The 13314-nt window shown below is 65.5% G+C and carries 13 protein-coding genes; 9 read left to right on the forward strand and 4 right to left on the reverse strand.

What is annotated here, in order from left to right; genetic code table 11:
* Positions 1–77: 77 nt before the first annotated feature.
* The 4 genes from purF to ABGV18_RS05150 all read left to right on the forward strand — a co-directional run bounded on the left by purF (position 78) and on the right by ABGV18_RS05150 (position 4903).
* Entirely contained in the window at positions 78–1613 is a 1536-nt protein-coding gene (gene purF, locus ABGV18_RS05135; protein WP_396582210.1) for an amidophosphoribosyltransferase, read from the forward strand.
* Between the two features lie 115 nt (positions 1614–1728).
* Entirely contained in the window at positions 1729–2301 is a 573-nt protein-coding gene (locus tag ABGV18_RS05140) for a L,D-transpeptidase family protein (protein WP_396585102.1), read from the forward strand.
* A gap of 45 nt (positions 2302–2346) precedes the next feature.
* On the forward strand, positions 2347–4212 hold the full coding sequence (gene ilvD, locus ABGV18_RS05145) for a dihydroxy-acid dehydratase (RefSeq protein ID WP_396582212.1): 1866 nt from the start codon (positions 2347–2349) through the stop codon (positions 4210–4212).
* Between the two features lie 4 nt (positions 4213–4216).
* Positions 4217–4903, forward strand: a complete 687-nt coding sequence (locus ABGV18_RS05150; protein ID WP_396582213.1) for an FMN-binding negative transcriptional regulator — start codon at positions 4217–4219, stop codon at positions 4901–4903.
* 43 nt (positions 4904–4946) lie between these two features.
* On the opposite strand, the gene ABGV18_RS05155 is transcribed toward ABGV18_RS05150, so the two are convergent.
* From ABGV18_RS05155 to ABGV18_RS05170, 4 genes are read right to left on the reverse strand one after another with little or no spacing between them, the layout of a single operon-like run.
* The gene (locus tag ABGV18_RS05155; RefSeq protein WP_396585103.1) at positions 4947–5729 is read right to left on the reverse strand and encodes a glycosyltransferase; all 783 of its coding nucleotides are present in this window, start codon (positions 5727–5729) and stop codon (positions 4947–4949) included.
* Positions 5726–6490, reverse strand: coding sequence for a lysophospholipid acyltransferase family protein (locus tag ABGV18_RS05160; RefSeq protein WP_396582216.1), 765 nt, complete (start codon positions 6488–6490; stop codon positions 5726–5728). The genes ABGV18_RS05155 and ABGV18_RS05160 overlap by 4 nt, the downstream gene beginning before the upstream one ends.
* Entirely contained in the window at positions 6487–7485 is a 999-nt protein-coding gene (locus ABGV18_RS05165) for a chorismate transformation enzyme, FkbO/Hyg5 family (protein WP_396585104.1), read from the reverse strand. The genes ABGV18_RS05160 and ABGV18_RS05165 overlap by 4 nt, the downstream gene beginning before the upstream one ends.
* A gap of 26 nt (positions 7486–7511) precedes the next feature.
* A complete protein-coding gene (locus ABGV18_RS05170) occupies positions 7512–8927 on the reverse strand; it encodes a tryptophan 7-halogenase (RefSeq protein ID WP_396585105.1) in 1416 nt (471 codons plus the stop codon).
* A gap of 538 nt (positions 8928–9465) precedes the next feature.
* On the opposite strand from ABGV18_RS05170, the gene ABGV18_RS05175 reads away from it, so the two are divergent.
* From ABGV18_RS05175 to ABGV18_RS05195, 5 genes are all read left to right on the forward strand, one after another.
* Positions 9466–10221: a phosphatase PAP2 family protein gene (locus tag ABGV18_RS05175; RefSeq protein WP_396582219.1), complete on the forward strand. Its 756-nt coding sequence runs from the start codon at positions 9466–9468 to the stop codon at positions 10219–10221.
* Entirely contained in the window at positions 10218–11447 is a 1230-nt protein-coding gene (locus tag ABGV18_RS05180) for a beta-ketoacyl-[acyl-carrier-protein] synthase family protein (RefSeq protein ID WP_396585106.1), read from the forward strand. The genes ABGV18_RS05175 and ABGV18_RS05180 overlap by 4 nt, the downstream gene beginning before the upstream one ends.
* Positions 11444–12250, forward strand: coding sequence for a beta-ketoacyl synthase chain length factor (locus ABGV18_RS05185; protein WP_396585107.1), 807 nt, complete (start codon positions 11444–11446; stop codon positions 12248–12250). Before ABGV18_RS05180 ends, ABGV18_RS05185 begins: the two co-directional genes overlap by 4 nt.
* Before the next feature lie 13 nt (positions 12251–12263).
* The gene (fabG, locus tag ABGV18_RS05190; RefSeq protein WP_396585108.1) at positions 12264–13007 is read left to right on the forward strand and encodes a 3-oxoacyl-ACP reductase FabG; all 744 of its coding nucleotides are present in this window, start codon (positions 12264–12266) and stop codon (positions 13005–13007) included.
* 31 nt (positions 13008–13038) lie between these two features.
* The coding region (locus ABGV18_RS05195; protein WP_396585109.1) for a polysaccharide deacetylase family protein at positions 13039–13314 on the forward strand (276 nt) is incomplete at its 3' end.

Below are 13314 nucleotides of genomic sequence, written 5' to 3' on the forward strand. Positions count from 1 at the left end.
TTTCGGCCTCGGGCGGGAAAGCCCGAGCCGAGGCTTTTTGACTTTTTGCACGGTTACACACCGAGGTGGTTTGACGCATGTGCGGCATTATTGGGATGGTGGCGAAATCGCCGGTCAATCAGGCGCTGTATGACGGGCTGACCGTCCTTCAGCACCGAGGTCAGGATGCGGCGGGCATCCTCACCTGCGACGAGGAACGGCTTTTTCTCCGCAAGGAAAACGGTCTGGTCAAGGACGTCTTCCACACCCGTCACATGCGCCAGCTGATGGGCAACATGGGGATCGGCCACGTCCGTTACCCGACCGCCGGCTGTGATTCCTCTGCCGAGGCGCAGCCGTTCTACGTCAACGCGCCCTTCGGTATCGCGATGGGGCACAACGGCAACCTCACCAATGTCGACGAGTTGCGTGCAGCCGTGGTGGCCGAGGATCGGCGCCACCTCAACACCAACTCCGACTCCGAGGTGCTCCTCAACGTCTTCGCCCACGAGCTGGGCGCGATCGCCAAGGCACAACCCTCTGCCGATGACGTGTTTGCCGCGATCACCAATGTGCATCGTCGTGCCCGTGGCGCCTATGCCGTGATCGGCATGATCGTCGGCGAAGGCGTGTTCGCCTTCCGTGATCCGCACGGCATTCGGCCGGTCTGTTACGGCAAGCGGGAGACGGAAAACGGCACCGAGTACGTGATCGCCTCGGAATCGGTGGCCATCGAGGCGGGCGAGTTCGAATTGGTGCGAGATCTGGCCCCCGGTGAGGCCATCTACATCTCGCGTGACGGCGAGGTGACCTTGCGTCAATGTGCCGATGACCCGCAGTACACGAGTTGCATCTTCGAGTACGTCTATCTGGCGCGCCCGGACTCGATCATCGACGACGTGTCGGTGTACCGGGCGCGCATGCGGATGGGCGAGATGCTGGCCGAGAAGATTCAGCGCGATTGGGGCCACCACGACATCGACGTGGTGATACCGATCCCCGACACCAGTCGGACGGCGGCACTCGAGATCGCGGTCAATCTCAACCTCAAGTACCGCGAAGGCTTCGTCAAGAACCGCTATATCGCGCGGACCTTCATCATGCCGGGGCAGGCCAAGCGCAAACGCTCGGTACGCCAGAAGCTCAACGCGATTGACCTGGAATTCCGAGGCAAGAACGTGTTGCTGGTCGACGATTCGATCGTGCGCGGCACCACTTCCAGCGAGATTATCCGCATGGCTCGCGAGGCGGGCGCCAAGAAGGTTTTCATGGCGTCGGCGGCCCCGGCGGTGCGCTACCCGAACGTCTACGGGATCGACATGCCGGCGGCGGACGAGTTTGTCGCCCATAACCGTGACGTCGAGGCGATTCGCGATGCGATCGGTGCCGATGACCTGATCTACCAGGATCTCGAGGACCTCAAGGAGGCCGTGCGCCTGGGCAACCCGACCCTGCAACAGTTCGACTGCTCCTGCTTCACCGGCGAGTACGTCACCAACGACATTGACGGCGATTACCTCGACAACCTGGCGAGCAATCGTGCCGATAGCGCTCGTGACCAGGAAAACGGCGCGGCCGGGGCGTCACGTCGCTCCCGCGATATCGTTTCCGTCGGTCTTTACAATGACCAGTAGCCGGCCGGCGGGTGCATGGCTCGCGGCATGCTCGTTCGCCCTTTCCTTGGCCCTGTTCGTCACCCTGGGGCCGGGTGCTGCGACCGCGGTCGCCTCGACCGGTGAGAGATCATCGATGAGTGCGCATGAGACGACATTACCCGATCGCGTACTGCGTTCGGCCACCGCCATGGCCGAGCGACTAGCCGCCACTGCCGAAACGGGTGAGCAGGCCCTGGTCGTGGATGTCTCCAGTCAGCATCTCTACCTGTTCGAAGCCGGGGCACTGGTCGGCAGTTTCCCGGTGTCGACTGCCGAACGGGGCACCGGCAACCAGGAAGGCAGCCTGCAGACGCCGCTGGGACTGCATCGGGTGGACGAGAAGATCGGCGCCGACGCCCCGCGCGGCATGATCTTTCGTGGTCGGCAGCCGACCGGTGAACTGGCCGAGGTGCTGAAAGGCCCGGATGAGCGCGCCGCCCGCGACGACGTCACCACCCGCATCCTGTGGCTCCAAGGCCTGGAACCTGGCGTCAATCAGGGGGGCAACGTCGATTCCAAGCAGCGTTACATCTACATCCACGGCACCCCGGAGGAGGGACGCATCGGTCGTCCCGCCTCGCACGGTTGCGTGCGCATGACCAATGCGGACGTGATTACCCTGTTCGACCGCGTCCGGGAAGGCGCGCTGGTCGACATCATCGAATAAGACACCGGCTAAGACCGGAACCCACCGTTTTCAGAGACCCGATCCATGCCCGATTATCGTTCCAAGACCACCACCCATGGCCGCAACATGGCCGGTGCCCGCGCCCTGTGGCGTGCAACGGGCGTGAAGGACGACGATTTCGGTAAGCCGATCATTGCGATCGCCAACTCCTTCACCCAGTTCGTGCCGGGGCACGTCCATCTCAAGGACATGGGTCAGTTGGTGGCACGCGAGGTGGAGAAGGCCGGCGGGATCGCCAAGGAATTCAACACCATCGCCGTGGACGACGGTATCGCCATGGGCCATGGCGGCATGCTGTATTCGCTGCCCAGCCGCGACCTCATTGCCGATTCGGTCGAGTACATGGTCAATGCCCACTGCGCCGACGCGCTGGTGTGCATCTCCAACTGCGACAAGATCACCCCGGGGATGCTCAACGCCGCCATGCGGCTGAATATCCCGGTGATCTTCGTCTCCGGCGGGCCGATGGAGGCGGGCAAGACCCGCCTGTCGCCGGATTCCGACGAGGTGATCAAGCTCGACCTGGTCGATGCGATGGTCAAGGCGGCCGACGATTCGGTCTCCGACGAGACGCTCGCGCAGATCGAGCGGTCGGCCTGCCCGACCTGTGGGTCGTGCTCGGGCATGTTTACGGCCAACTCGATGAACTGCCTGACCGAGGCACTGGGTCTGTCGCTGCCGGGCAACGGCTCGTTGCTGGCCACGCACGCCGATCGCCGTGAACTGTTCCTCGAGGCCGGTCGGCAGATCGTGCGCCTGGCCAAGGAATACTACGAGAACGACGCGGCTGACGTGCTGCCGCGTTCGATCGCCACGCGCGAGGCCTTCGAGAACGCCATGGCGCTGGACATTGCGATGGGCGGCTCGACCAACACGGTGCTGCACCTGCTGGCCGCGGCGCGCGAGGGCGAGGTCGCCTTCGACATGACCGACATCGACCACATGAGTCGCAAGATCCCGCACCTGTGCAAGGTCGCGCCGAGCACGGCGCAGTACCACATGGAAGACGTGCACCGCGCCGGTGGCGTAATGGCGATCCTGGGCGAGCTCGATCGGGCCGGTTTGCTGCACAACGACATCCCGACCGTGCACAGCAAGACCATGAAGGATGGGCTCGACCGTTGGGATATCGCCCGCGAGACGGCCTGCGACGAGGCCAAGAGTCGTTATCTGGCCGGTCCGGCCGGTATCCCCACCCAGACGGCGTTCTCGCAGGACACCCGCTGGCCGAGTCTGGACATCGATCGGTCCAAGGGCTGCATTCGCGACTACGAACACGCCTATTCCAAGGACGGTGGTCTGGCCGTGCTGTTCGGCAACATCGCCCGCGACGGCTGCATTGTGAAAACCGCCGGCGTGGATGAATCCATCCTCAAGTTCACCGGCCGCGCTCGTGTCTTCGAGTCGCAGGATGCCGCCGTCGAGGCGATTCTCGACGACCGGATCGTGGCGGGCGACGTGGTGGTGATCCAGTACGAAGGCCCCAAGGGCGGGCCGGGCATGCAGGAAATGCTCTACCCGACCAGTTATTTGAAGTCCAAGGGGTTGGGTAAGGATTGCGCGCTGCTGACCGACGGGCGTTTTTCCGGTGGGACCTCGGGGCTGTCCATCGGTCATGCCTCACCGGAGGCCGCCTCCGGCGGTGAAATCGCGCTGGTCGAGGAGGGCGACACGATCGTGATCGACATCCCCGAGCGCACGATCCACCTGGATATCAGCGATGCCGACATGGCCCACCGGCGCGAGAAGATGGTCGAGCGCGGTGATGCCGCCTACAAGCCGGTCAACCGCGAGCGCTACGTCAGCCAGGCGCTCAAGGCCTACGCGGCCCTGACCACCTCGGCCTCGCTGGGCGCGGTGCGCGATCTCTCGCAGATCGGCGTGAAGTGAGCCGGTGACGGCCGGGACCTACATCCCGCCGCAATTCCGCCAGGACGACCCGGCGGTACTGGCCGACGTGGTGGCAAGCCACCCGTTCGCCGCGCTGGTGCTGGCCAATGAAGGGCAGATGCGATGCGTGCATCTGCCCTTTCTTCGTTTTGGCGAGATCGCGCAGCCCGAGCGGTGGCGGTTCGAATCGCACCTGGCACGAGCGAACCCGGTGGCCAAGGCGCTGGCCGACGGTGGGGAAGCCCAGGCGATCCTGATCTTCACCGGCCCGGATGCCTATGTCTCTCCGCGCTGGTACGTCGATGCGCGCGAGACGAGTGTGCCGACCTGGAACTACCAGGCGGTTCATGTGCGCGGTACGGTCCGACTCGCCGGTGAGGGCGATCCGGACTGGCTTGATCGGCACCTGCATGATCTGATCGATACCCACCAGGACCGGATCGGGGGTGAGCCGTTTGACTGGGATCACCTGCCCGATAGCCAGATTGCCGGGATGAAGGCGGCGATCGTCGGCATCGAGTTGTTGCCCGAGCGGATCGAGGGCATCGAGAAGCTGGGCCAGAACAAGACGGCCGTCGACCGCGGCGGGGTGATTGCGGGGCTCGAGCGGCGATCGGACCATGAGTCGAGCGCGATGGCCGAACTGATGTCGCTACGTGAACCGGCTCGTGATGCGGGCCAAAATACCTGAGAACGGATCGAGATGGATCGAGCAGGTGTCTGTCTACAAACCGTTACTTTCGGTTCGTTCTGATGCGCTGCAGAACGAGTTTCGGTAACCGCGGCAGCCAGCCGGCCATCAGCCGCAGGTGCATCCAGATCAGTAGCCGGTTGTCCCGCCCGTAGCGAAAGTGCGACACGCCATCGTCCTCGGCATTGAAGTATTGCACCGGGGCGTCGACATTCACCGGGGTGACGCCGCACCAGACCAGCCGTACGGCGGCCTCGGGATCGAAATCGAAACGCCGCATCCAGCGAGTGCCCTCCATCACCGCGATCAACTCATCAATCGGGTAGACGCGCATACCGAACAGCGAATCCCCAATCCCCGCCCAAACCGTTTCCAGGTTGGCCCAGAAGTTCGAGATCTTGCGGCCGTGAACCCGTAGCGCCGGGGCATCGGCTGAAAACACCGGCCGGCCGAGGATCAGGGCATCGGGGTGTTCCCGAGCGCACGCGATGAAGGCAGGAAGGCTTTCCGACGGGTGCTGACCATCGGCGTCCAGGGTCAGGGCGTGGGTGAAGCCCGCTTGGCGCGCCGCCTGGATGCCGGTAAGGATCGCGGCCCCCTTGCCCTGGTTTGTTTCATGGTGGAGCACCTGCACCCGCTCGTATTCCGTCGCCAATCGAGCCAGTCGCTCGCGGGTGGCCGGTTCGCTGCCATCATCGACAACCCACACCGGAAGGCCGTCCCCATGAGCCAGGGCATCACGCACGGTGTTCTCGATCCGTGGGCCCGGATCGTAGCAGGGGATCAGGATCAGTGGTTGCACGGAGGGGGTGTTGGAGACGTTCATGGCGTACCGAGTTGTCGTTCGAAGCAACGCTGCCAGTCAAGGGCCGCCTGATGGGGGCCGTGATCGCGCGTTTCGTCTGGCATGTTGCGCAGGGCGTCGACGTGCAAGTGGACCGGCAGCACTGGGAGTTGCCACACCGGCAGTGCCTTGGTGAGCAAGGGATGATCGTAACGGAACACGAACGCATGCAGCGGGGCACGTGCTCGGCGGGCGAGCATGAACGGCGCCGGGTGAAACGGGCCGGTGGCCTTGTCAGTGCCGGTCGGACTGCGCGAGCCCTCCGGAAACAGCAGCACGTGACAGCCGTTGCGGATAGCTTCGCGCGCACCGAGCATCATCTCGACCGGGTGGTCGTTGGGCAGGTAGCCCGCCAGTCGTGCGGGCAGGGCGAACAATGGATTGCGCAACAGGCCGGCGCGCATCACGCAGACGACGTTGGGTGCATGCGAGAGGACGATCAGGGCGTCAAGCAACGAGGGGTGATTGGCCACGATCACCCCGGCGGGGGCATCCCGAAGCGTGTCGAGCGCCCGGCTGTCGATGCGCAAGACGCCGATCAGCGTGAGCCAGAGCCGATAGGCCCGCATGGCGTGGTGGATCATCTGGCGCGCCGCCGCCCTGCGGGTAGGCCGCGGAAGGAAGACGATGACCAGCGCGATCGGCATCCAACCGATCAGCAGCAGCGCCAGCCCGCCGTGTCCCAACGGTCCGGCGAGGATCCGATGCACGGCGCGCACGAAACCTGTCAGTCGTGTTTTCACAGTTCCGGCCAGGTGTCCCGGCTTGCCTCGGCCCCGTGCCGCGGCTGGCGCAAGGTCGCCTCGATTTCCACCAGCAGATCCTCGCGGCAGATATCGGCCTGCAGATAGACCCGACTCGCGCGCCGATCGAGCAAATCGTCGATCTGCTCGCGGACTAGCGACAGATGCTCGGGATGACGCAGGTAGATCCGCAGCAGGCCGGCAGCATCCCAGGCAAATGGGCGCTCACCCTGCCGTCGTTTGCCGTTGGCCTCCCGTAGCACGGCCTCAAGGTTGGCAATCGTCTCCTGGGTTTGAGTGGCCACGTCACCGTGGTGACGGGTCTCGTGGCCGACGATCGAGGCGGTACCGGAGATGAACAACCAGTCATGTCGTTTGCCCCGGGCCAGCGCCGCTCGCGCAAACAGCGGGCTTTTCGGGCCGTAGCGTTCGGGGTAGTCCCAGGCACTCACCTGGCGCGGGTTCTCGATCCGCTCGGCCGGGGTGTCGGCGGCGAGGTAGATCACGCGGCCGGTAGTGCCGCTGGGGCTGCCTAGCGCACAGGCGGCCGGTGCAGACCGGGCGGGGCCCTGTTTGGCCCATTCGAAGGCGTTTGCCCGGCCCTGATTGAACAGGCGGTAGCGCTCGAGGCCGGTGGTCGTGTCGATGGCGTTGATCGCGGGGATGTAGTGCCAGACCCGCCACAGGTGGGGCGTGTTCTCGCCATGGAGACGGGCGAATAGTTGTCGGTACGCGGTCTCGGTCCCCTGGGTGAGCCCGTGAGTTTCATCCAGTGGGATGCTGCCGAACAGCCAGCCTTCGGCGCGGGCCAGGCATTCGTCGGCGTGGTGTCGGGTGGTGACCGTCCCCGGGGCAAGGAATCCCTCCAGGAGGTCCTCGACATTGCCGTCAAGCACGGCTAGCGGCAAGGTCCCGAGACACCCCGGAAACGCCTCGAGATGGCTGCCGGGCGTGCCAATCGCCCCCAATCGCCGCTCAAGGGGCTCGGGTGACATGGCGGATGTCGGTTGATCGACCGCCATCACCGCGTGTCGGTTTCGTTGGTCAGTGGGCGAACCTTGCGGCGGTGGGCGCGCCAGTCGGCCACGGCGCGGCGAAACCGCCCAAGCGAAGTGAGGTAGTAGATCACCTTGAGTATCCGGATCGAGCGCCAGATGGGGGTGCCCCGATGGATATCGGCCGCGAGCAGTGAGATCAGGGCTTCCTTGACGCGGAAAAAGTTGCGCGGTGCCATGAATAGGTCACGCATGACCGGCTTGGTGATGCGATAGATGAACCAGGAGAATTCCTTCGGTCCCCGGCGCACCTGGCGATCGTAACGGGCCAAGGCCTGATCGGCCTGCGCCGGCTCGCGCAACACGGTGTCAATCGCCTCGCTGCCGAATACGCCGCTTTGCATGGCGAGAAATACGCCGCTGGAGAAGACCGGGTCGATGAACATGAAGGCATCACCCACCAGGATGAATCGCTTGCCGTGGCTGCGATCGGCCGAGTAGGAGAAGTTGCCCGTCGCCTGCACGTCGCGCACCAGGGATGCCTGCGACAGTCGGCGCTTGAGTTCCGGGACCGTGTCGATGTTGTCGTACAGGAACTGCTCGAGCGAGCGCCCCTGGCGCGATTTCATGTGGTACGGCCAGGTGACCATGCCCACGCTGGTGACGCCGTTTTTGAGCGGGATGAACCAGAACCAGCCGTGGTCGAACCAGAACAGGGTGATGTTGCCCTCGGTCGTGCCCGGATTGCGCACGGCGTTGCGGAAATGGCCGAACACGGCAGCGCTGTTGTGCTTGCGGCTGCGGCGCTTCCAGTCGTGGCGGTTGGCGAGGAAGGTGTCGCGCCCGGTGGCATCGGCAACGAAGGCCGTATGCCATGTCTGCTTTGTGCCGGCGTCATCCTGGGTGGCCTGCGTCGTGATGGTCGCGTGGTACTCGCGTCCCTGATCGTCGTTGCGCGCGGCATCGTGAAACTCGATGTCGACCACCTTGGTGCCCTCGAAGGTACGCACCTGGTGGCGTGCGGCGTTGCGAAACAGGATGCGGTCGAACTCGGCCCGCTCGACCTCGTAGGCCTTGGGCATGGACTTGTCCCAGCCCTCTCCGAAATTGTAGTGCTGGGTGTGATCGTGCTCCGGCGAGACGAATTCGGCCCCCCACTTGTCGATGCCGATCTGGGCGATCTCGTCTGCCACGCCCAGGGTCTCGAACAGCTCGAGGTTCGCCGGGAGGAGCGATTCGCCGATGTGAAATCGCGGATGATGTTCCTTCTCGACCATCACCACGTCATGTCCCTTGCGGGCCAGCAGGGTGGAGAGGGTCGAGCCGCCCGGCCCGCCGCCGACGACGAACACGTCGCAATAGCCACCCGTGGCGATCGCTTTGGCGTGATGGGCATCGCTAGGGGGGCGGGAGGGGGAGGAGGTAGCGTCCTGGGCGTGCATGCGGTCGGCCTTCGTGGCGATGATCGGTAGTCGGGGTTCACGCCGGCCGGTCACATCCTGACGGCCTTGGCAGTGGGTCGATATGATCGGAGTCCGGGCAGGTCGCGTCAACTTCGTTGCTGTGGCGAACCATTCGCTGGTCGGTGATGTCTACTGACCGGCGCGCTGGTTGGCCTTGCTTGAACGCCAAGGTCGGGCCGTGCGATAGTCGCGCGCTTGAGGAACCCCTGCACGATTCGATGGCGCCTCTTGCTCGCGGGTTTGTTCGCGCAACCAAGGCGCGGTGCCGAAGGCGGGCTCATTGCCCGGCGAGGGGCGGCAACGCCGAGTGCGGGCACACCCGCGAGCCCCTTTTGGGCGGGCCGCCAGGGACCCATTTGCGGCGTTGCAGTCCTTGTAAAGGATCCCCGCCATTCACGGCGGACTGCGCCTTGCAACTGGGCCCTTGGCGGTCCCGCAGAGGCACTATCGAATCGTGAAGGGTTTCCTTTAGCAACGGTGGATCAACGGATCACCGAATAGACAAGGTGGAGTCAGGGTGGCATCGGACGACAGAGGAGGTGATGGCGCGGCGACGGGTCGGGAGACATGGTGGCGGGAACTGGTCCGGCGGTTCGCCTGCTGCTGGCTCCTGAAGGGGCTGGGCACCACCGTGCTGATGACCCTGTTCTTCATCGCCTACTTTTACCTGCTCAACGCGCCTCGGGATGAGCCCGTGGTCATGCCAGAAACCTGGATCGACCATCAGGTCCTGTTCCAGCCCGACTTCTTCTACCTGTATGCCTCGCTGTGGGTATATGTATCCCTCGTCCCGGCCCTGATGCCGGATCGGACGACATTGGTGCGTTACGGGGTGGCGATCAGTGTGCTGTGTCTGGCCGGCCTGGCGGTGTTTCTCGCCTTTCCCACCAGCATCGAGCGTGATCCGGGGCTGTGGGCGGGCGAACCGGCCTTTGCCTGGTTGGCCGCCGTCGACAGCGCCGGCAACGCGTTCCCCTCCCTGCATGTCGCCACGGCCCTGTTCAGTGCCTTCTGGATGGATCGCCTGATTCGCGCGATCGGCATGCCTGCCTTCTGGCGCGGACTTTCGGCGCTCTGGGCGCTGGGGATCGTGTATTCCACCCTGGCCATCGGCCAGCACGTGGTCTGGGACGTGGTCGGCGGCGCGATGTTGGCCGCCGCCTTCGCCTGGATTTCCGCCAACCGGCTCTCGGTGCGACATCCGGTCGAGGCACGATCCGAGCGAGGCACGAGCCTCTCCTCCATTGACCGATCGCCAGAGGTGGATCCATGAGCCTGCCGTCCGTCCATCCGTCGCCGCCGCGGTTACCCCGACTCGGCATCACGGCCCTGACCGCCACCACGGCGGCCGGGCCGGGGCAGGGGGCCTTGCTGGACGCGCTGCGTGACCGGCGCGGTGCGTTGGCGCCATGCGATTTCCTCGACGTCGATCTGCCGACCTGGATTGGGCGGGTGGCGGATCTCGAATCCGTCTCCCTCCCCGGTGATCTCGCCGACTACGACTGTCGTAACAATCGGCTCGCCGAACTGGGCCTGCAGCAGGACGGGTTTGCCGAGGCGGTGGCGGCGGCAGTCCAGCGCCACGGTGCCGAGCGGATCGGCGTGGTCCTCGGCACGAGCACCTCGGGGATACTGCATACCGAACTGGCCTTTCGCGCGCGCGACCCGGAGACCGGGGCCCTGCCCAGTCCGCTGCACTACGCGAACACGCACGAGTTGTCCTCCGCCCCCCGGTTCGTGCGCGAACGCCTCGGCCTCAAGGGGCCGATCTATGCCGTGTCCACGGCCTGCTCGTCCAGCGGCAAGGTGTTTGCCAGTGCGCAACGCCTGATTGCCACGGGACTGTGTGATGCGGTCGTGGTCGGTGGCGTCGACAGTCTCTGCCTGACGACTCTGTATGGGTTCGCCTCGCTTGAACTGACCTCAACCGGCCCGTGTCGGCCAGGGGATGCGACCCGGGATGGCATTTCCATCGGCGAGGCGGCCGGATTCGCCATGGTTGAGGCCGACCGCGGCGAGGCAGCGCTTTGCCTGTTCGGTGTCGGCGAGAGCGTCGATGCCCATCACATGTCGACCCCGCACCCCGAGGGGCGGGGGGCGGAACTGGCGATGTGCCGCGCCCTGGATGCCGCCTCGCTCTCGCCGGAATCGGTGGACTACGTCAACCTGCATGGCACGGCCAGTCGGGTGAACGATGCCGCCGAGGACCGCGCGCTCGAGTCCGTGTTCGGGCCGGGGCAGGTCTGCTCGTCGACCAAGGGCTGGACGGGGCACACGCTCGGCGCAGCCGGCATCACGGGCCTGGTGACCGGGGCTCTCGCCATCGAACACGGTTTCCTGCCCGGTACGCTCAACACCGAGCAGGTCGATCCGGACTTCACGGCCGACTACCTGTTGGGCAATCGCGATCGGCGCCCGTCCCGGGTGATGACCAACTCGTTCGGATTCGGCGGCAACAATTGCAGCCTGTTGTTCGGTCGGCCGGAGGAAAACGCATGAAGCTATCGATAAGCGGAATCGGCTTTGTCGGCGCCGCGTTGGCGGACTGGAGCGAGGCGCGGGATGCCTTGCGAACCGGAGCCAAGCCGGGTCACATGCCGCTCGCCGAACTGGGGCGGGCGCTGAAGGCCGACCGACTGCCGCGCACCGAGCGGCGGCGTGCCGGCAAGAGCACGCGCCTGGCGATGATGGCCTGCTGGCAAGCCGTCGAGGCCGCCGGGATCGACCCGGCCACATTGCCGATGGTGTTCGCCTCGTCGACCGGCGATACCGAGGTGCTGAGCCAGAGTTGTGCCTCGTTGGCCGAGCCGGAGCCCATGATCTCGCCGATTCGCTTCCATAATTCCGTGCATAACGCCGCCTCGGGCTACTGGTCGATTTCGGTGGGCGCGCAGGAACCCGCGACCGCGATTGCGGCCCACAACGAGACCGCCGCGGTCGGGCTGCTCGAGGCGGCGATGCAGGCCACCCTCGGGAACCGACCGGTGTTGCTGGTCGTCTACGACCTGCCGTTCCCCGAGCCGATGCATCAGGCCGAGCCGATCTCCGAGCCACTCGCCATCGCGTTGGTCATCCAGCCGGCACAGGATGGGGATGCGGACCAATTGACCCTCGAGCTGGCCGCCGAAACCGACCGAGGCGATCCCGGCATGGCCGACCCGGCCTGGGAACGACTGCGCCGGGAGGTGCCCGCCGGGCGGCTACTGCCATTGCTGGAGGCCATGGTCCGGGGTGAGCCATGCGAGTTTCCGCTGCCCTTCGACGAGACCAGTGGTCTCGACCTGAGCTATCAACCCAAGTGATGAAAGCAAGCCCATGAATAACAAGGAAACGTCGCCAAGAAAACTGGCGCTGGTCACCGGGGCCAGCGGGGCGATCGGGGCAGCCATCGCCCGACGACTCGCCGCCGACGGATTCGACCTGCTGCTGCATGCCAACCGCAATGCCGAGCGGGTTGAGGGACTGACCGTGGAGTTGCGCGCCGCGGGAGGCAACGCCGAGCCGGTGATCTTCGATGTGACCGACCCCGAGGCGGTCGAGGCGGCCTTGGCACCGATTCTTGCCGAGCGTCCGGTGCAGGTGCTGGTGAATAACGCCGGTATGCACGACGACGGGCCGCTGGCGGGGATGTCCGCGGCGCGCTGGCGCGCGGTCGTGGATGTCTCGCTCAACGGCTTTCATCACGTGACCCAGCCGGTGCTCCTGCCCATGATCCGCACGCGTTGGGGGCGGGTGATCAATATCGCCTCGGTGAGTGGCCTGATCGGCAACCGCGGTCAGAGCAATTATTCGGCGGCCAAGGCGGGGCTGATCGGTGCGACCCGCGCGTTGTCGCGAGAGGTGGCCTCTCGGGGGGTGCTGGTTAACGCCGTCGCGCCCGGCCTGATCGAGTCGCCGATGAGTGAGGGCTCGGCGGCGGCCGATGCCGTCAAGGATCACATTCCCATGCGGCGCGCCGGTCGTCCGGAAGAGGTCGCCGAGGTGGTCGGTTTTCTGGCCGGCGAGGGCGCAGCCTATGTCACCGGGCAGGTGATCGCCGTCGATGGCGGCATGACGTGACCCCCGGGGCGATTCACGCCATGATGCGGCCATGAAGCCAATCAAGAGTAGGGCCGACGGCTATCCCGTCATGCTCAGTTTCGACGACGGCCCCCGGCCCGGCTCGACCGAGCGGGTACTCGACGTGTTGGCCCGGCGTGGCCTCGAACCGGACCGCCCATTGCGGGCGGCGTTCTTCACGCTGGCGCGCAACCCGGGCGGCTGGTGGGCCCGCCGCCTCCTGTTCGCCCCCTACGAGATCTGGACCGACAAGGGGAGCCTCGAGTGTTATCCGGACCTGGCGCGCCGGATTGTCGAGCAGGGTCAT

The organism is Guyparkeria halopsychrophila (assembly GCF_044582135.1).
Lineage (GTDB): Bacteria > Pseudomonadota > Gammaproteobacteria > Halothiobacillales > Halothiobacillaceae > Guyparkeria.